General features: G+C 67.6%; 15 protein-coding genes and 1 pseudogene. 6 read left to right on the forward strand and 10 right to left on the reverse strand.

All coding sequences use genetic code 11. From position 1 onward, the window contains the following. Window positions 1-28 precede the first annotated feature (28 nt). Both AC1DNG_RS08970 and AC1DNG_RS08975 read right to left on the reverse strand, forming a co-directional pair. The gene (locus tag AC1DNG_RS08970; RefSeq protein ID WP_028278340.1) at window positions 29-1882 is read right to left on the reverse strand and encodes an ATP-binding protein; all 1854 of its coding nucleotides are present in this window, start codon (window positions 1880-1882) and stop codon (window positions 29-31) included. A gap of 147 nt (window positions 1883-2029) precedes the next feature. Then, window positions 2030-2746, reverse strand: a complete 717-nt coding sequence (locus AC1DNG_RS08975; RefSeq protein WP_476859104.1) for a Maf family protein — start codon at window positions 2744-2746, stop codon at window positions 2030-2032. Window positions 2747-2880: 134 nt separating this feature from the next. On the opposite strand from AC1DNG_RS08975, the gene AC1DNG_RS08980 reads away from it, so the two are divergent. The 4 genes and pseudogenes from AC1DNG_RS08980 to AC1DNG_RS08995 all read left to right on the forward strand — a co-directional run. After that, entirely contained in the window at window positions 2881-3048 is a 168-nt protein-coding gene (locus AC1DNG_RS08980) for a hypothetical protein (protein ID WP_223914108.1), read from the forward strand. Continuing rightward, entirely contained in the window at window positions 3045-3785 is a 741-nt protein-coding gene (locus AC1DNG_RS08985; RefSeq protein ID WP_476887179.1) for a cytochrome b N-terminal domain-containing protein, read from the forward strand. The genes AC1DNG_RS08980 and AC1DNG_RS08985 overlap by 4 nt, the downstream gene beginning before the upstream one ends. 111 nt (window positions 3786-3896) lie before the next feature. Then, entirely contained in the window at window positions 3897-4736 is an 840-nt protein-coding gene (locus AC1DNG_RS08990; RefSeq protein ID WP_476887180.1) for a hypothetical protein, read from the forward strand. 82 nt (window positions 4737-4818) lie between these two features. Then, a pseudogene (locus AC1DNG_RS08995) lies at window positions 4819-5552 on the forward strand (hypothetical protein); the annotation flags it as partial. A gap of 145 nt (window positions 5553-5697) precedes the next feature. Here the strand turns inward: AC1DNG_RS08995 and AC1DNG_RS09000 are convergent. The 3 genes from AC1DNG_RS09000 to AC1DNG_RS09010 form a co-directional block, all read right to left on the reverse strand. Continuing rightward, window positions 5698-8244 carry an MMPL family transporter gene (locus AC1DNG_RS09000; protein ID WP_476887181.1) on the reverse strand — a complete coding sequence of 849 codons (2547 nt, stop codon included), beginning with the start codon at window positions 8242-8244 and terminating at the stop codon, window positions 5698-5700. Between the two features lies 1 nt (window position 8245). After that, window positions 8246-8947: a TetR/AcrR family transcriptional regulator gene (locus AC1DNG_RS09005; RefSeq protein WP_476887182.1), complete on the reverse strand. Its 702-nt coding sequence runs from the start codon at window positions 8945-8947 to the stop codon at window positions 8246-8248. A 72-nt stretch (window positions 8948-9019) separates the two neighbouring features. Beyond that, window positions 9020-9418 carry a YbjQ family protein gene (locus AC1DNG_RS09010; RefSeq protein WP_476856510.1) on the reverse strand — a complete coding sequence of 133 codons (399 nt, stop codon included), beginning with the start codon at window positions 9416-9418 and terminating at the stop codon, window positions 9020-9022. A gap of 205 nt (window positions 9419-9623) precedes the next feature. On the opposite strand from AC1DNG_RS09010, the gene AC1DNG_RS09015 reads away from it, so the two are divergent. Then, complete coding sequence (locus tag AC1DNG_RS09015; protein WP_476887183.1) at window positions 9624-10178, forward strand: hypothetical protein; 555 nt, start codon at window positions 9624-9626, stop codon at window positions 10176-10178. A gap of 120 nt (window positions 10179-10298) precedes the next feature. On the opposite strand, the gene AC1DNG_RS09020 is transcribed toward AC1DNG_RS09015, so the two are convergent. From AC1DNG_RS09020 to AC1DNG_RS09040, 5 genes are all read right to left on the reverse strand, one after another. After that, window positions 10299-11753, reverse strand: coding sequence for a dicarboxylate/amino acid:cation symporter (locus AC1DNG_RS09020; RefSeq protein ID WP_476887184.1), 1455 nt, complete (start codon window positions 11751-11753; stop codon window positions 10299-10301). Between the two features lie 257 nt (window positions 11754-12010). Continuing rightward, a complete protein-coding gene (locus tag AC1DNG_RS09025) occupies window positions 12011-13567 on the reverse strand; it encodes a glycoside hydrolase family 71 protein (protein WP_476887185.1) in 1557 nt (518 codons plus the stop codon). 543 nt (window positions 13568-14110) lie between these two features. After that, the gene (locus AC1DNG_RS09030) at window positions 14111-15811 is read right to left on the reverse strand and encodes a DUF885 domain-containing protein (protein WP_476887186.1); all 1701 of its coding nucleotides are present in this window, start codon (window positions 15809-15811) and stop codon (window positions 14111-14113) included. Between the two features lie 120 nt (window positions 15812-15931). Further along, window positions 15932-16165 carry an acyl-CoA carboxylase subunit epsilon gene (locus tag AC1DNG_RS09035; protein WP_459385969.1) on the reverse strand — a complete coding sequence of 78 codons (234 nt, stop codon included), beginning with the start codon at window positions 16163-16165 and terminating at the stop codon, window positions 15932-15934. Window positions 16166-16242: 77 nt separating this feature from the next. Next, complete coding sequence (locus tag AC1DNG_RS09040) at window positions 16243-17826, reverse strand: acyl-CoA carboxylase subunit beta (protein ID WP_079551557.1); 1584 nt, start codon at window positions 17824-17826, stop codon at window positions 16243-16245. A gap of 204 nt (window positions 17827-18030) precedes the next feature. On the opposite strand from AC1DNG_RS09040, the gene AC1DNG_RS09045 reads away from it, so the two are divergent. Next, window positions 18031-18921, forward strand: a complete 891-nt coding sequence (locus tag AC1DNG_RS09045; RefSeq protein WP_476859097.1) for an SDR family oxidoreductase — start codon at window positions 18031-18033, stop codon at window positions 18919-18921. The last annotated feature ends 150 nt before the right edge of the window (window positions 18922-19071 follow it).

Below are 19071 nucleotides of genomic sequence, written 5' to 3' on the forward strand. Positions count from 1 at the left end.
CGTCCGCCGTCGCCGTACCGTGAGCCGCTTACTCCGCGGCGCCGTCCTCGATCATGGCGATGATGGCGCCGGCGGACACGGTCTCGCCGGCCGCTGCGGCGAGGCCGATGACGATCCCGGCGCGGTGGGCGGTGAGCGGCTGTTCCATCTTCATCGCCTCGAGCACGACGACGAGATCGCCCTCGGCGACCGTGTCACCCTCGGCGACGGCCACCTTCACGATGGTCCCCTGCATGGGGGAGGTCAGGGCGTTCCCGCTCGCGGCCGCGGGTGCGCCGCCACCCCGGGAGCGCTTCTTGGCCTTGGCCGGCTTGGCGCCTGCTGCGTTGCTGACTGAGCCCAGCGACGCCGGCAGCACGACTTCCAGGCGCTTTCCGCCGACCTCGACGACGACGCGCTGGCGGTCACCGGCGTCGGCCGCTTCAGCCTCGGTGCCGGTCGGGGTCCAGGCCGGAATGTCATTGACGAAGGCCGTCTCGATCCAGCGGGTGTGGACCTTGAAGGGGCCTTCGGCCGGTGCGAAATCGGGATTGGAAACCACCGCGAGGTCGAACGGGATGACGGTGGGGATGCCCTCCACCACCATTTCCTCCAGTGCCCGCCGGGAGCGCTGCAGGGCCTGGGCGCGGGTGGCGCCGGTGACGATCAGCTTCGAGAGCATGGAGTCGAAGTTGCCGCTGATGACATCGCCCTGCTCGACGCCGGAATCGACGCGGATACCGGGACCGGTGGGGTTTTTCAGTACCGTGATGGTGCCGGGGGCGGGCATGAAGTTGCGGCCCGGGTCCTCGCCGGTGATGCGGAATTCGATCGAGTGGCCGCGGACTTCCGGGTCGCCGTAGCCGAGCTCCTCGCCGCGGGCCAGCCGGAACTGTTCGCGGACGAGGTCGATCCCGGTGACTTCCTCGGAGACGCAGTGCTCCACCTGAAGGCGGGTGTTGACCTCGAGGAAGGAGATGGTGCCGTCCTGGCCGACGAGGAATTCGCAGGTGCCTGCGCCGAGGTAGCCCGCCTCCTTGAGGATGGCCTTGGAGGATTCGTAGAGCCGGCGGTTCTGTTCCTCGGTGAGGAACGGGGCCGGGGCTTCCTCGACGAGTTTCTGGTTCCTGCGCTGGAGCGAGCAGTCGCGGGTGGAGACCACCACGACGTTGCCGTGGGCGTCGGCCAGGCACTGGGTCTCGACGTGGCGCGGGGCGTCCAGGAAGCGCTCAATGAAGCACTCGCCGCGGCCGAAGGCGGCGGTGGCCTCGCGCACGGCGGATTCGAAGAGTTCGGGGATTTCTTCGCGGGTGCGGGCCACCTTGATGCCGCGTCCGCCGCCGCCGAAGGCCGCCTTGATGGCGACGGGCAGGCCGAACTTGTCCACGAAGTCGAGGATTTCCTCGGCGGATTCGACCGGGTCGGCGGTGCCGGGGACCTGCGGGGCGCCAACCTTCTCGGCAATGTGGCGGGCCTGGACCTTGTCGCCCAGGGCAGAGATCGCTTCGGGGGAGGGGCCGATCCACGTAATGCCGGCATCGATCACCTTGGCGGCGAACTCGGCGTTCTCGGCCAGGAACCCGTACCCGGGGTGGATGGCGTCCGCGCCGGACTGGCGGGCGACGTCGATGATCTTGTCCATCACCAAGTAGGACTCCGCGGCGGTGTTGCCACCGAGCGCGTAGGCCTCGTCCGCGAGCCGGGCGTGCAGCGCGTCGCGATCGGGGTCCGCGTAGACAGCCACCGAGGCGATGCCTTCATCGCGGGCGGCGCGGATGATGCGCACCGCAATTTCTCCGCGGTTGGCGATCAGCACCTTGGTCAGCCGGCGGATGCCCGCGGCTGTAGATGACTGCGTTGATCCCGGCACGGTGGGTGCGGACTGCTCCGAATTTGCTGACAAGGCGTCTCCTTCTTTCCTTCAGGGAGCCTAGCGCGGTTTTGAGGGTTCCGCCGATATTACTTGCGGATTCCGCGCGTATACGGCCCTTCCTTTGTAGGGTTGCCACAAAGGGCGGCGAATTGGCTCACTCCGCCACGCATTCCGTCGTTACTCGGCGCGGACGTCCGCCGGGTCCACAGCCCCGCCGGTCCAGAGCTCGGTGATGCCCACATTCGCCTGGCCGAGCAGGGCACGCAGGGTGGAGATGGAGAGCCCGACGACGGTGTGCGGATCGCCGTCGACCTTGCGGATGAATGCCCCGCCGTAGCCGTCGATCGTGAAGGAGCCGGCGCACTGGAGCGGCTCGCCGGTGGCGATGTAGGTCTCGATTTCCCCGGCGCTCATCTCCATGAAGTGCACCTCGGCCGAGGACACGGAGCCCAGGGTGGCGCCGGTGCCGCGGGCGCCGTCGTCGCCGTCTGTGTCGTCGTAGGTGTCTGCGTCTGTGTCAGCGTCTGCGACGGCCGTGTCGCGGCAGTCCACGAGCCAGTGGCCGGTGTGCAGGACGCCCATGCTGCCGCTCATGCGGAGCATACGCTCCCGGGCGACGTCGGCCGTGTAGGGCTTTCCGTGGGCCTCGCCGTCGAACTCGAAGACCGAGTCGCAGCCGATCACGATTGCGCCGTCCGCCTCGGGCAGGGACGCGACGGCCTCTGCCTTGGCCCGGGCAAGCAACAGGGCCGTGTCATGCGGATCCGTCACGCCGTAGCGGGCCTGCACGGCGTCCTCATCCACGTCCGAGACGAGTACCTCGTGGGCGATGCCGGCGTTGTGGAGCAGCTTGGTGCGGGCGGGGGACTGGGAGGCAAGAATGAGGCGGGTCACGGCTCCAGCCTAATCCACGGCAGCACAGCAACACGGGGTCCCGGAAGGGCGCCTAAACGGGGCAGAAGACCCTGTCTGCGGATACGTGACAGTGGTGGAGTTGAACCGGCATCCTAAAAAGAATCGAGCAGCTCATGTCTGGATGGCTCGTGGCAAGCGTTGGCATGGTTGGTGATGGAACATATTTTGGCTGGGACGGCTTCACCATCCAATCCGGAAACCTGATCGTGATCGTCGTGATGATCATCTTGTTCATCCTGGCCTTGGTCCTGCCTTTTCCCGGAGGGAAGCGGCGGAAATGACTGCCCCCGCAACACCGGGACACGGCGCGCAGGTCGATGAAACAGACGCCCGCACCTTGACCGGCAGGGCCCGCCGGTGGCTCCTGAGGAAGCTTCCGCCGGACAAACTCTTGCCCGAGGACCAGCCAAGCTTCGTGGCATCCTGGGCGTACGTATTCGGCATGGGGGCCATCGCGTCCCTGCTGTGGATCATCGTTTCCGGGATCGTGCTGGGACTGAACGGACCCCAGTGGTATCACGTGTCCTCGCTGGGGAGTTTCGTCAACAGCACGCATTTGTGGAGCGTGGAGTTCTTCTTCATCTTCATGGTGGTGCACCTGTGGTTGAAATTCTGGATGGCGGCCTGGCGCGGGGGCCGGGTGCTGACCTGGATCACCGGCGTGATCTCCTTTGTCGTTTCCATCGTGGCGGCCTTCACCGGGTATCTGCTCCAGACGAACTTCGATTCGCAGTGGATTGCCTTTGAAGCGAAGGATGCGCTGAACGCGGTCGGAGTAGGCGCTTGGTTCAATGTGGCCAACGTCGGTCAGCTCTTCACCTGGCACGTCACGCTGCTGCCCTTGGCCGTGGGCGCTGTGGTGGTCCTGCACGTCCTGCTGGTCCGGGTCCACGGCGTTGCACCTCCACTGGATGCCGCGGAGTCCGACGCCCAGCTGCTTCACAACCGCCCGGAGGCCACCGAACCTCCGGAGGCCACCGAACCCAGGGGCACAGAATCCGGGGGCGCAGTGCAATGACCAGAAAAAAACAGCAGTACCTCCTGGCGGAAGGCAGACGACGTTGCCAGCCGGCCCTGGACGGGCAGCGTCCGCGAGTATGACCTCATCAAGGAACTGATCATCGGCGTTGTGGTGGTCGGCCTGCTCGTGCTCGGTGTGTCCGCCATCTTCGGGTCCCCTGATGAGCCCAGCGTGAGCCTCAAGGCGTGGGCCACGGCCGCCCCGGCGGATTTCGTTGGCACCGCTGCAAAGGAACTGGCCGGCACCAGCGATACTGCCGGATACGGGCCGCCCTACAACTCGACCCCGGACGCGACGCAGAAGATCGGCCCCGTGGACCTTCAAAGCCTCTCCGGCGTTCGCCTCCCGGTTGATACCGCCAATGACTTCGTGATCGCCCCGCTGGCGACGCTGCCGTCGCCGCCGGCAGAGCTGGCGAGCTGGACGGCCGCCACGGATCAGCAGCGCTCAGCCTGGGCAGCTGCCTATTCGGACGCCCTTGCCGCTGCGCCGGATAACGACCCGGCCCAGGTGGGCGACGGCGACTATGGCCCGGTCCCTGCACTGACCGGAGCGCTGCTGGAGATGGCGCGCCAAGGCAGTCTGGACGGCGTGCTGCAAAGCGGCGGAAACTTCTACAACATGGACGACACACGCGGCCTCCTCTTTTTGGGCGACGGCGGCTACTTCCCGGATCTTGCGGCCAGCCAACACCTCTCCGGGGATCAGTGGGGCGTGATGAACGAAACCGGCGATACGCCTGGGCAGTCCTGGTTGTGGCTCTTCTCGCTCCTTTACCAAGTGGAACCGTTCAAGAGCTCGCCTAATGCCGATGCCCTCGTCGTCGTCACGATGTTCGTGCTGACGGCGTTGCTGGCCCTGCTGCCGTTCATCCCCGGACTACGGTCGCTGCCGCGGGTGATCCCCCTCCATCGCCTGGTCTGGAAGGACTACTACCGCAACCGCTGAGTCCGCCGGCAATCCGTGACGCCTAGCTTCGGCTGAGGAGTACAGGCGCGTTATTGTCGGGGGTCCCTGAAACACTGGATTCATGGACGGCAATCAGGGGCCCGAAGTGGTTCCGGCAGGACACGGCGACGCCGGCTTCGGCCGCGCCGCGAGCGACGCCGCCGGCATTCCGGGCACCGCGGAGGTGGCCTCCGCGGAGGTGGCGGGCCGGCTGGACGCCGGGCCGGTGGGCTTAGGCTGTCCGCCCACGGACAGTGCCGGGATCATTGACCGGATCCGGGAACTGGAGGACTGGAAATCCGCCGCGTCCGCGGAACAAGCCCGGCTCGCCGTGGCCTTCGACCTGCTCCAGCGCCGCGACCAGGCCGCCGCCGGGGTCCCGCCCGAGAAGCTCGGCGCCGGGGTCCCGCCCGAGAAGCTCGGCGCCGGGGTCCCGCCCGAGAAGCTCGGCGCCGGGGTCCCGCCCGAGAAGCTCGGCGCCGGGGTCGGTGCGCAGATTGCCCTGGCCCGGCGCGAATCCCCGGCCAGGGGCGGCCGGCTCCTCGGCCTGGCCAAAGCCCTCGTCACCGAGATGCCGCACACCCTCACCGCCCTGCAGACCGGGCAGCTCAACGATTGGCGCGCCACCCTGCTGGTCCGTGAAACCGCCTGCCTGAGCGCCGCGGACCGGGCCGCCGTCGACGCCGAACTCGCCGCCGACGCCGGGACGTTCGCCGGGGCCGGTGACCGTTCCACCGCGCCGCCCCTGCCCGGATCGCCTACCGGCGAAGCGAGCGCGGATTCCCGCCGCCAGCGCCGCGACGAGCGCCATCGCGCGAAGACGCTCAAGCGTATGCGGCCCTCAGGCTCACTGGCGGCTTGAGCGTCGAACGGATCTCAAGCTGTCCAGGCTTGCACGCACAAAAAAGCCGCCCGCCGATCAGAATGATCAGCGGGCGGCTTTAGGGCAACTCGTCGGGCTTTAGCGCGCGCCGATCTCCTCCGGCTCGGGCTCGCTGTCGGCCGAAGCTGAGGCTGAAGCCGCGGGCCGGAGCTTGGCGCCCTCGACATCGACGTCCGGCAGGATCCGGTCCAGCCAGCTGGGCAGCCACCACGCCTTGTCGCCGAGAAGGTACATCACGGCCGGAACGATCGTCATGCGGACCACAAACGCGTCCACCAGGACACCGAAGGCCATCGCGAAGCCAAGCGGCCGGACCATGTTCAGGTGCGAGAAGATGAAGCCGGCGAACACGCTGACCATGATGATGGCGGCGGCGGTGACTACGGACGCGGCATGGCTGAAGCCGGTGCGGACCGCATGCCGGGCCGATTCCCCGTGCATGAAGGACTCACGCATGCCCGAGGTGATGAACACCTGGTAGTCCATGGCCAGCCCGAACAGCACGCCGATCAGGATGATTGGCAGGAAGCTCAGCACGGCGCCCGGGTTTTCGACGCCGAACACCGTTCCCAGCCAGCCCCACTGGTAGACCGCGACGACGGCTCCGAAGGCGGCCGCGAGCGAGAGCAGGAAACCGCCCGTGGCCAGCAGCGGAACCACGATGGAGCGGAACACGAGCAACAGCAGGATCAGGGACAGCCCGACGACGATGGCCAGGTACGGGGGCAGGGCATCGCCGAGTTTCGCGGAGACGTCGACGTTGCCGGCGGTCTGGCCCGTGAGGCCGATGCTGACCCCGGTGGAATCCTTGATGCGGTCCTTTTCGGCGCGCAGCTCGGAGACCACCTGGACAGTGCTCGCGCTGGCCGGGCCTTCCCGCGGGATGACCTGGAACACCGCGGTGCGGCGGTCCTCGCTCAGCGCCACAGGAATGGCGGCGGTGACGTTGCCAGTGCCACGGAGGATGTCGGCGACGTCGAGCTGCTTGGCTGTGGCTTCCTCCGCGCTCAGGCCGGCCGGGAAGTCGCCCACCACCACGATCGGGCCTGTCATGCCTTCGCCGAAGCTGCGGCCGGTGACGTCATAGGCCTTGAACGCCTGCGACTCAACAGGCTCGGACCCGCCGTCGGGCAGCGCGAGCCGCAACTGGCTGGCCGGCAGCGCCACGATGCCCAGCAGCAGGACGCCGGCCAGCAGTGCCAGGACCGGGTGCCGGGTGACGAGTCCGCCCCAGCCCTGTTTGCTGCGGCGTTCGTCGCGGGCACGGTCCGCGCTCTCGTGGCCGGGGGCGGCGTTGTGCTTCTCCGCCTTGGCCCAGACGCGGCGGGAGATGAGTCTGGGCCCGATCAGGGACAGCATGGCAGGGGTGAGGGTCAGGGCGACGACGACGGCGACGGCCACCGTTGCGGCGGCGGACAGGCCCATCACGGCCAGGAAGGGAAGGCCCGGGATGACGAGGGCCGCGAGGGCGATGATGACGGTCAGGCCCGCGAACAGCACCGCGTTGCCGGAGGTGCCGGTGGCGAGGGCGACGGATTCCTCGCCGTCCATGCCGGCCAGGAGCTGGCCGCGGTGCCGGTTGACGATGAACAGGGAGTAGTCGATGCCGACGGCGAGGCCCAGCATGAGCGCCAGCATCGGGGAGATGGAACTCATGTTGACGGCGCCGCTGAGGGCAAAGGTGCCGCCGACGCCCACCGCCACACCGACCAGGGCCATCAGCAGGGGGAGCCCGGCGGCGATCAGGGTTCCCAGCATGACGATGAGCACCAGCGCCGCGATGGCGATGCCGAGGATCTCCGAGATGCCGAACAGCTCCGAAACGTCCTCCGTGATTTCCTTGCTGGCCAGGGCGGTCACGCCGGCGGAGGAGACTTCGTGGGCGACGTCCTGGACCTGCTGGCGCACGGCGGGGGCCAGCCCGTTGATCGAGGTCTTGAACTGGACCTGGGCGATTGCCGCAGTGCCGTCCTCGGATACGAACCGCATGCCCTGCGAGGCCTCCAACTGGCGTTTGGCCAGGGCGAGCTTGGCCGCGCCGGCCTCGAGTTCCTTGGTCCCGGCGTCGAGCTTCTCCTGGCCCGCGGCGAGGGCAGCCTTCTGCTGGCCAAGCTGGGCGTCGATGGCCCCGGCGGACATGCCGGCCGCGGTCATCTGCTGCTCGGCGGCGGCCATCTGGGCCTTGCCGGCGGCCAGTCGGGCGGCCGACGCGTCCAGCTGCGCCTGTCCTGCGGATGCCTGCTGCTCGCCGGCGGCAAGGTCCGTGACGGCCTTGTCCAGCTGGGCCTGGGTGGCGAACGGGTCCACGGTGCCCTGAACATCGGGGAGGGCTTTCAGCTTGGTCAGCGCAGCCGAGACCGCGTCCTTGCCGGCCTGCGTGAACTGGCCGTTCTGCGACTCGAAGACGATGCCGGCCGAGCCGCCGGAGGACTTGGGCAGCTCCTGCTTCAGCTTGTCCGCCATCTGCTGGGTTTCAGTGCCGGGGATCTGGAAGTTGTTGGACATGGTGCCGTGGAAGGCCGCAGCCGCGCCGCCGACGGCCACCAGGGCGGCGAGCCAGAGGGAGATGACGAGCCAGCGGTGGCGGTAGGAGAACTTGCCGAGACGGTAGAGCAACAGGGCCATGTCAGTGCCGATCTGGGGAAGGGGGGGCGGGGGAGTGGGACGCGAATCCGGAGCCGAGGAGGCCCATGGAATCGATCAGGAGCTGGCGCAGGACGGACAGGGACTCGGGGGTCAGGTCGCCGCCGCAGCGGGCAAACCAGACATCCATGGCGGCTTTTCCGCACGAGATGACGGAGCCGGCGAGGGCGCGGAGGTAGAGCTCGTCGACGTCGTCGGCCGCCGTCAGCGCAAAGCGTTCGCGGGCGGCTTCGATGATCTGTTCGGTGCAGTGGTCCCAGGCTTCCAGCTCGGAGCGGCTGAGCTGGGGGTTGGTCTGGCCCAGGCTGTAGAGCTCGGCCACCGGTGCGACGGTCATGGGATCGGCCAGTTCAACGAGGGCTGCGCGGGCCGATTCCAGGATGGGCTCGCCTGCCGGGCGGAGCCGGAACTGCTGAAGTGCCGTGTCCAAGAAGCCGAACGTCACCGAGGCGAGCGCCGCCTCGGTGCTGCCGAAGTAGTTGAAGAACGTGCGCCGGGAGATCCCGGCGGCGTCGGCGATGTCCTCCACCGTGAAGTTTCCGGGTCCCCGCGTGCGGAGCAGGTCCATGGCGGCGTCCGTGATGGCCTGCCGGGTAGCGGCCTTGTTCAGTTCGCGGCGCGAGGGGACACCGGGGTCGCCGGATGCGGCGGCGTGGGCGGGGGAGGGGGAGGGCGATGGGGACACGCGCTTACACTACGTGCATGTTTGCACTCTGGGCAAGTATTTTCCAGGGGTGGGGGCTGGCAGGATTGGCGCTCAAGGCTTGAGCTGGGCTGCCGCGTCGCCGGAATTGGTCAGGTAGATCGACTGGCCCGTTGCCCCGGGCTCATTCTGCGAGAGCGGAATGGCAAAAACGGCTGTGCCGTAGGCGCAGATCTCCGTCCAGTTCTGCCCGATCGCCGATGTATCGAAGCGCATGGTAACGATGGCGTTGGCGCCGCGCTGCTCGGCCTCGGCCACCATCCGGGCCATGACATCCTGCCGGCTGTCGTAGAGGGCCCGCGTCATTTCCAGCACCTCGCCGCCGCCCAGGGAACGGAAGCCCGCCATGAGCTGGGCTGTGATGTCCCGGGAGCGGACGGTCAGGCCCATGACTTCGCCGAAGACGGCGTCGATCCGGTGGCCCGGGATGTCATTCGAAGTGACGATCAGCATGCCCAGAGCCTATCCACCTTTGCCGCCATTGTGCCCTCTTTTTGCCCTCTGGGCGTCCCTGCCGGATTCACAGGAAAGTGAAAGCTGGGAAACAGCTATCTCTGCTGGGGCAGGTGCAGACTGGAGATGCTCGTGGAGCAGCCTTCCCCGGACGAACCGTCAGCTTCAAGCGCCGTCACCGCGCGGCAGATCCAGGAGACAGCAGATGTCACGCACAACGAAAATCGCACTCGGCCTCGGGGCGGCGGCCGTTGCACTGGGCGCAGGGCTCGGGGTCGCCGGGATGGCCTCCGCCACCACGACGCCGACGCCCACCCCGACACCCAGCTCGAGTGCTCCCGGGAACAACTTCGCCGACGGCTACGGCATGCGCGGCGGACACCGCGGCCACGGCGGTGCGGAGTTCGGCGCCCGCGCCAAAGAACTCGCCGCCAAGCTCGGCGTCGACGAGGCGAAGGTCACCGACGCCCTGAAGACTTTCCGCGACGCCAACAGGCCGGCCACCCCGCCGGCCCCAGGGCAGAAGCCGGACCGCGCCGCGATGGAGAAGGCCCTGGCCGCGTCCCTGGCGAAGTCGCTCGGCATCGATGAAGCCAAGGTCACCGCTGCCCTGGAGGAATTGCGTACCGCGGAACAGGCCAATCACGCCGCGGCACTGAAGCCCCGGCTGGACCAGGCCGTCAAGGACGGCACCCTGACCCAGGCAGAAGCGGACGCAGTCACCAAGGCCGCCGAAAAGGGTGTGATCGGCGGACACTAGGCACGTGCGGACTCGGGCCGATGCCGGCTAAAAGCCGAGGCCGGCTAAAGCCGAAGCCGGTGAACCAGAGAAGTCCCCGGGGATTCCCGGGGACTTCTCTGGTGAACACTCGTTCTGTTATTACGCCCTGGCGTCAGCCAGTTCCCGCTCGTCCCGTCCTGCCGCGGGAGTGGCGGCGGCGGAGGGGTCGACGGCAGCGGTGCCATCGACGTCGTCGACGTCGTCGCTAAACGGATCGCCGTTCCGCGGCGCGTTGTACAGCGTTTCGTCCAGGATGCCCTGGCGCTTGGCCACGATCGCCGGGATCAATGCCTGCCCGGCCACGTTGACGGCGGTGCGTCCCATGTCCAGGATCGGGTCGATGGCCAGCAGCAGGCCGACGCCGGCCAGCGGCAGTCCCAGCGTGGAGAGCGTCAGCGTCAGCATCACGACGGCGCCCGTAGTGCCGGCGGTCGCGGCCGAGCCGAGCACGGACACCAGTGCGATCAGCAGGTACTGGGTGAAGTCGAGCTGGATGCCGAAGAACTGGGCCACGAAAATCGCCGCCACGGCCGGGTAGATCGCCGCGCAGCCGTCCATCTTGGTGGTCGCGCCGAGCGGCACGGCGAAGGAGGCGTAGGCGCGGGGGACACCCAGGCTTCGTTCGGTCACGCGCTGGGTCAGCGGCAGGGTGCCGATCGAGGAGCGGGAGACGAAGGCCAGCTGCACAGCCGGCCACACGCCGGAGTAGTACTGCCTGATGGACAGTCCGTGGCTGCGGATCAGCACGGGGTAGACCACGAACAGCACGAGCGCCAGGCCGATGTAGATCGCCACCGTGAACTTGCCGAGCGAGCCGATGGTGTCCCAGCCGTAGACGGCCACGGCGTTGCCGATCAGGCCGATCGTGCCCAGCGGCGCGATCCGGATGATCCACCAGAGGACCTTCTGGATGACGGCGAGGGCGGAGGCGTTCAGGGCCAGGAACGGTTCGGCCGCCTTGCCCACTTTCAGCGCGGCGATGCCGACGGCGATCGCGATTACCAGGATCTGGAGGACGTTGAAGCTCACGGCGGTGGTGGCGACGCCGTCAGTGACGGTGGTGGTCGCGCCGAGGCCCAGGAAATTCTTCGGGAACAGCCCGGTCAGGAAGGCCCACCAGTCACCGGACTTGCCGGCGTACTTCGCTTCCTGGCTGATGCCGGTTCCGGCGCCGGGCTGCAGCAGCACGCCCAGGCCGATGCCGATCAGCACGGCGATCAGCGAGGTGATCGCGAACCAGAGCAGCGTGTTCCAGGCCAGCCGGGCCGCGTTGGAAACGGCGCGCAGGTTGGAAATTGAGCTGACGACGGCGGTGAAGATCAGGGGGACCACGGCGGTCTGCAGCAGCGAGACGTAGCTCGAGCCGATGGTCTGCAGCGTGGTGCCGAGGGCGTTGGGGTTGGCCTTGGTGCTGCCGGTGTACTTGGCCAGCAGGCCAAGGCCCAGGCCGACGATCAGGGCGGCAATGATCTGGAAGCCGAACGAGCCGGCCCATTTGGGCAGCTGGAACCCGGTCTTTCCAGCGGGTGCGGGGGTGCTTGTCTGAGTGGTCACCGGAACACGCTAGGACCGTTGCCAATAGCATGACGAACGGATGTTGAGAAATGTTACGGCGCCACGGGTGGCCCCGCGCCGCGGAATGCCCGGGCTTGCCGCGCCGGCAGGGGCTTTTGTGAAGTTATTCCGGCAAGCGGTGTGGTGATTGTCTCGTCGCCGGGCGGCCCGGGCCGCCCGGTGAGGCGCGGGATGGCGGTTCGCGGCGGTGCTCTGGAGACACACTGCCGCGAACTGCCATCCCGGGCAGGGAGGGCCTAGCGTGCGCAGGTGCCTGCGACGCCGCCGCCTGCGTGGTAAATCATGTCCTGGTACGCCACGGAGGAGCGCACCGGGGTGTTGCTGGTGACTGTCTGGACCGTCGCCCCGCTACGTGCGAGCTTGAAGGACGGCGTGGTCCCGGCCACGAGCGGAACCTTGAAGGAGGTCAGTCCGGCCGGGGCGTCCATGGTCTTGACGTTGCTGCCCTGGGTGATGGTCAGACGCCCCGGGGTCTTCAGCACGGCCACGAGTTCGACTTCGTTCTTCGCCGCGTCACCGTTCGGGATGTACATCGGCGTGGGTTTGCCGTTGCGACCGATGGGGGTCATCGAATACGGAGCGTTCGTGGGGTGCGAGCGGTGGCTCCAGTACAAGGCATCCTGGGTGATCGCGGGCTTGACCCCGTTCTTGAACCAGGAAATGTAGTAGGCAGCCATGTCCAGCACGGCATAGCCGCGGTCCTTGGAAGGTGCCACCCAGGACTCGGTGTAGTCGTTCCAGGCGATGAGCGCAATGGAGTCGGCGTTGCTGGTGACCGCCGAGGCCAGGGAATCGCGCAGGGTGGAGCTGTTGGATGATTCCCAGTACCGCCCGTCGTAGGACCGTGAATCCTCGAACGCCACCGGCTGCATGTAGGTCTTGCCGCGGCGGTGGGCTTCAGCGCTTTCCTTGGCGAGGGTCGGAACGCCGCTGGCGGTGCGGGTGCCCCATTGCGAATACCCGGACACCGAATTGTTCCAGTCCGTCTTTTGGGTTCCTCCGCCCCACGAAATGAAGATGGGTACGAGGTTGGATTTGACGCCGGAGGTGGCGAGTCGGCTCCGGAGCCCGTCCCACCACGAGGGAGTCTTGCGTTCCGGGAAGAACGGCGCGAGCACGATGCCGGCATTGTTCCGGTAGATGGACGGGTCGTCCTTCACCTTCATGACGTTGTTGTAAACGCTGTCAGAGGTGGAGCCGGCGGCCGTGTTGAAGTCCGGGCTGAGCATGATCTTGAAGCCTGGGTCAACCGCCTTGGCGGCGGCGAGCATGGCCGGCAGCTGCTGCCAGCGGATATCGGTGGAGCTGTTGTATTCCCAGATGAATCCGTCCAGGCCCGCCCCGACTGCCTGCCGGACCTCCTTCTCGAAATCGGCCTGCCGCCAGGTGGTCTGGGTTGCACGCTGGGGAGCAGCCGGACGGTCCCGGAGGTCGTACGCGCCGTTGGCGGAGTTGTGGGTGTCCATCCAGCGCGGGTAGACGTCGCGGGTGGCGTCGGGGCTGTCGACTGCGAGCGGGAACGGCGGGAAGTAGTAGGCCCACGCCTTCTTCACCGAGGTGTGCCGGTTCGCGGGCGCCGGGAGGTTGAAGGGCAGCGGATTGCACGCCGTTGTCGTAGCGGTGGGCGTGGCAGTCGGCGTCGCGGCGTTCAGGGGTGCCGGGGCGCTAAGCGTGGCCGCAGCCACGACGACGGCCGTCGCAACCACGGATGCCGCTGTGCGCTTCCGGATCCGCGTCCGCGCTTTCGCGGCGTCATTGGTCGGTGGACTTAGGAATGAGGCGATATTCCTCATAAGGGCTCCAATATGGGGTCTTGTGTATGCCCGGCAATCGTCAGCCGCTGCAGGATGCCTCAGCGAGGTTCCGGCAGAAGCTCAGCGCCTGGCTTTTCCTCTGCGCTCCTTCGCGGAGCGCCGGGATGCTGGCGCTATTCGTTCACGCGGGATTCTATTGTCAATAGCTCGCACCGGAGACCAAGGTGCTGGTACCTCTATGCATGCGCCTGGTTCATAGGCGTTGTCCCGCGTAATTGCTGCGGGGACGACGCGCGCATACTGACAGTCAGCAAGACCATGCCGCAGTTGCGGAGGTACTTGCATGACCGGCGCCCTGCCGGAGGGCAAAGGTACACCGGACACTTGAGTCGCAGCCCCAGCCGCCGACCCGGGCGTTCAAAAGCCCAGAAAATGTGTCCCCCAGAGACTAGTCGACTATTGGGCCAAGGTCCATTTGCCCGGGACAGACGAACGGCCGGCTGCGGCGACTTCGCCCCGCGAATAGTCGCCCCAACCGGCCGTCTGCCCACTGTCCGTGCAGGTCAGCCCCCGGAACCCGGCTTACCCCAGGAGCGCGCGCTTGAGGGTGTCCAGGCCCACCGAGCCGATGTTCAGGGCCTTCGTGTGGAAGGCCTTGAGGTCGAAGCCGGGGCGGGATTCCAGCTCTTCCCGGATCTGCTCCCAGAGCCGCTGGCCCACCTTGTAGGACGGGGCCTGTCCCGGCCAGCCCAGGTAGCGGGTGAACTCGAACTTCAGCTGCCCCTCGCTGATCGGCAGGTTGGCGCGAAGGAAGTCAAAGCCCTTCTCGGAGGTCCAGATGCCGCTGCCCCAGCGCTCGGGGACTTCGAGTTCCAGGTGCACGCCGATGTCGAACACCACGCGGGCCGCACGCATGCGCTGCATGTCCAGCATGCCCATGTGGTCGCCGGGATCATTGAGGTAGCCGAGCTCCTGCATGAGCTTCTCCGCGTAGAGTGCCCAGCCTTCGCCATGGCCCGAGGTCCAGCACACGCTGCGGCGCCACTTGTTCAGCAGCTCCCGGCGGTAGGTGGCGGTGGCGACCTGGAGGTGGTGGCCGGGCACGCCCTCGTGGTACACGGTGGTGGTTTCGGCCCACGTGGTGAAGGTGTCTTCACCGGCCGGCACGGACCACCACATGCGGCCCGGGCGGCTGAAGTCCTCCGAGGGACCCGTGTAGTAGATGCCGCCTTCATCGGTGGGCGCGATCCGGCACTCCAGCGTTTTCATGACGTCCGGGATCTCGAAGTGGACGCCGGCGAGCTCCGCGACGGCTTTGTCGGACAGTTCCTGCATCCAGGCCTGGAGGGCGTCGGTGCCCTTGAGCTGGCGGGCGGGATCGTTGTTGAGGATCTCTTTGGCTTCCTCCACCGTGGCGCCGGACCGGATTTCGCCTGCCACCCGTTCCTGTTCGGCGATGAGGCGGTCGAGTTCCTGGACACCCCAAGCGTAGGTCTCCTCCAGGTCCACGGTGGCGCCGAGGAAGTCCCGCGAAGCCAGGGCGTAGCGGGCGCGGCCCACAGCGTCCTTGGCCGGGGCGACGGGCAGGAGCTCGGACTCGAGGAAACCTGCGAGCCGGGAGTACGCCACCCGGGCAGCTGCCGCGCCGGCGTCGAGCCGGGACTGCAGTTCCGCCGGGAGCGGGCCGTCCGCGGTCTTGGCGCCGGCGGCGAGCTTGGCGAAGAAGCCGTCGTCCGCGGCGTGCTTGGTGGCCTGCTCGATCACGATCGAAACCTGGCGGGCCGCGGCCACTTTGCCGTCCTGCATCGCCGAACGCAGCGACTCGATGTAGCCGTCGATGGCGGCGGTGACATTGTGGGCCCGGCCCGCGATGTGCTCCCACTGCCCGGCGGTATCCGTCGGCATGAGGTCAAAGATCGCGCGGATGTCCTGGGACGGGGAGGCGATGTTGTTCAGATCGGCCGTGGCCCAGCCCGATTCGTGGATTTCCAGCTGCAGGCCCAGCCTCTCGCGCATGGCGTCGAGGGTGACGGCGTCGACGTCGTCAACCGGCTCCAGCCCGTCCAGCGCCGCAAGTGCCTCGCGGGCGGCGGCCGCGAATTCCTCGTGGCCGGCGGGGGAGAAATCCTGGTACTCCGTCTCGTGCCCGGGCAGGCCGAGTTCGGTGGCGAAGCTCGGGTTAAGCCGGATCAGGGTGTCCGTGTAGGCGTCGGCGACGGCGTCAATGGCCGTCTGCTGGCGCGCGGGGGCAGTGTTGTCTGAGGCGATGATTTCGGTAGTCACCCGACGAGACTAGCCCGGCCGCCGCGGTTATGAAAGAGTCACTGAACTTTTTCGCGCGCAACTCTCCCGTGCAGATTTCGGCTGCGGGCAGGCCTTGCCAGGACGCTGAACCGCGTCGGCTCAGCCCAGGCTGCGGCGCCAGGCCTGCGGACCGGGCCTCGGCGCCAGCCGAAGCTGCTGCCGGCGGACCCAGTGCCGGACGCCGGGGCTTTCCGGTGCCGCCTGCTGGGTCTGCCCCAGGGACAGCACGACGGCGGTCAGCGCCGCCAGCTCTTCCGGCGTCGGTTCGCCCTTCACGACTGAGAGAAGCGGCGAGTCGAGGCTGTCGGCGGGTCCTTCTGGCCGTGGGCCCACGCCGGCGAGGGACCCGGCCTGAGCTTGCGAAGGCTGGGAGCCGGTGGGGACTTGCGAGGTTAGGGGGCGGGTGGGGATCACAGCGGGATGTTCCCGTGCTTCTTGGCGGGCAGGGCTGCCCGCTTGTCCCGGAGGGCGCGCAGGCCCTTGATGATCTGCAGCCGGGTCTCGGACGGTGCGATGACGGCGTCCACGTAGCCGAGCTGGGCGGCCTGGTAGGGGTTGAGCAGCTCTTCCTCGTACTGGCGGATCACCTCGGCGCGCTTGGCCTCGACGTCGCCGCCGTCCTCGGCCACCGCGGCGAGTTCGCGGCGGTACAGGATGTTCACGGCACCCTGGGCGCCCATGACGCCGATCTGGGCGGTGGGCCAGGCCAGGTTGAGGTCCGCGCCGAGCTTCTTGGAGCCCATCACGATGTAGGCCCCGCCGTAGGCCTTGCGGGTGATCACGGTCAGCTTGGGCACGGTGGCCTCGGCATACGCGTAGAGCAGCTTGGCGCCGCGGCGGATGATGCCCTGGAACTCCTGGTCCTTGCCCGGCAGGAAGCCCGGCACGTCCACGAGCGTGATGATGGGGATGTTGAAGGCATCGCAGTGCCGGACGAAGCGGGCGGCCTTTTCCGAGGCCGCAATGTCCAGGGTGCCGGCGAACTGCATGGGCTGGTTGGCCACGATGCCCACCGTGTGGCCCTCGACCCGGCCGTAGCCGATGATCACGTTCGGGGCATAGAGGGACTGCATCTCGAGGAAGTGGGCGTCGTCGACAATTTGCTCGATGACCTTGCGCATGTCGTACGGCTGGTTGGCCGAGTCCGGGATCAGCGCGTCCAGGGCGAGGTCGTCGTCGTCGACCTCCAGTTCCTGCTGGTGCTCCAGCACCGGGGCCTCGGCGAGGTTGTTGGAGGGCAGGAAGTCGAGCAGTTCGCGGACGAACTCGACGGCGTCGGCCTCGTCGGAGGCCAGGTAAGTCGAGGTGCCGGTGTTGGCGTTGTGCTGCCGGGCGCCGCCGAGGGTTTCCATGTCCACGTCTTCGCCGGTGACGGTCTTGATGACGTCCGGGCCGGTGATGAACATGTGCGAGGTCTTGTCCACCATGACCACATAGTCGGTCAGGGCGGGGGAGTAGGCCGCGCCGCCGGCGGAGGGGCCCATGATCAGCGAGATCTGCGGGACGACGCCGGAGGCGTGGACGTTGTTGCGGAAGATGTCCGCGAACATCGCCAGGGAGGCGACACCCTCCTGGATGCGGGCACCGCCGCCGTCGAGGATGCCCACCACGGGGCAGCCGTTGCGCAGCGCGAACTCCTGGACCTTGACGATCTTTTCGCCGTTGACCTGGCTCAGCGAGCCGCCGTAGACGGAGAAATCCTGGCTGTAGACCGCAACCGGGCGGCCGTCCACCGTGCCGTAGCCGGAGACGAGGCCGTCGCCGAGGGGCTTCTTCTTCTCCATGCCGAACGCGGTGGAGCGGTGCACGGCCAGCGCATCGAATTCGACGAAGGAGCCGGCGTCCAGCAACAGGTCGATGCGCTCGCGGGCGGTGTTCTTGCCGCGCGCGTGCTGCTTGGCGATCGCTTCCGGGCCGGAGGGCTGTTCGGCACGGGCCTGGCGGTCGCGGAAATCTGCAATCTTTCCCGCAGTCGTGGTCAGATCGTGGCTCATCAAGTTTCTCCGGCTCTGTCGCAAGGTTGTACGGCGCCCGTCGCGTGGGGTCCTTTGGCTGGAATCCACAAAAGCAGGGCTCTGCTGGCAAGTCTAGTGACGGTATTGGCCGGTGCCGCTGTAGGGAACCTACAATTTTCCCGCCGCGAAGCTCCCTCACCACTTTGTTACCCGCCAGTAACATTGGTCGGCTAGAGTGTGGGCATGACTTCAAGCAACGACGCTTCGGGCACCGCCACAGGGCCGTACCAGGCCGCCGGTTCCCTCCAGGGCCGCACTGTCCTCATCTCGGGGGGCAGCCGCGGCATCGGCCTGGCCATCGCGCTCCGCGCAGCCCGGGACGGCGCCAACATCGTCCTGATGGCCAAGACCGGCCAGCCGCACGCCAGGCTCGAGGGCACCGTGTATACCGCGGCAGAACAGATCGAGGCCGCCGGCGGCCAAGCGTTGCCGCTGGTCGGCGACGTGCGCAACGACGCCGACGTCGCCGGGGCTGTCGGCGCCGCTGTGGACCGCTTTGGCGGGATCGACGTCGTCATCAACAATGCTTCGGCGATCGACCTCTCCTCGACCGACGACGTGGACATGAAGCGCTACGACCTCATGCAGGACATCAACGTCCGTGGCACCTTCCTGCTCTCGAAGATGGCACTGCCGGCGCTGCGGGCATCCGATGCAGGGCACATCCTCACGCTCTCCCCGCCCCTGAACCTGGATCCGAAGTGGGCCGGCCTGCACCTGGCCTACACCATGGCCAAGTACGGCATGAGCCTGACCACGCTGGGGCTGGCCGAGGAGCTCAAGGCCGACGGCGTCAGTGTGAACTCGCTCTGGCCGTGCACCTTGATCGACACCGCGGCGATCCGCAACATGCCCGGCGGCGACATGATCGTCAAGGGCGCCCGCAGCCCCGAAATCATGGCCGACGCCGCCCACGCCGTGCTGACCGGCGGCAACGCGGTCCCCGCCCACGGCAGCCGGAGCGGTAACTTCTACACCGATGAACAGGTTCTCGCGGCGGCAGGGGTGACGGACTTCAGCCCGTACAGCCTCGGCGCGCCCGAGAACCAGCTCGTCCCGGACATCTTCCTCTGAACTTGCTGGGTGTTTTGCGGCCGTCTGCCCTGCGGAATTTCCCCTCATTTGGCGTCCGGGCGCCGGAATCAGCGGTGTGTCCGGCCGACACGCCGGACACCCCGGCCAAAGGTGGGGAGTTTCGGCGGAGGCATGTGAGGCAGACGGCCG

The organism is Arthrobacter sp. 01T425 (genome assembly GCF_056398725.1).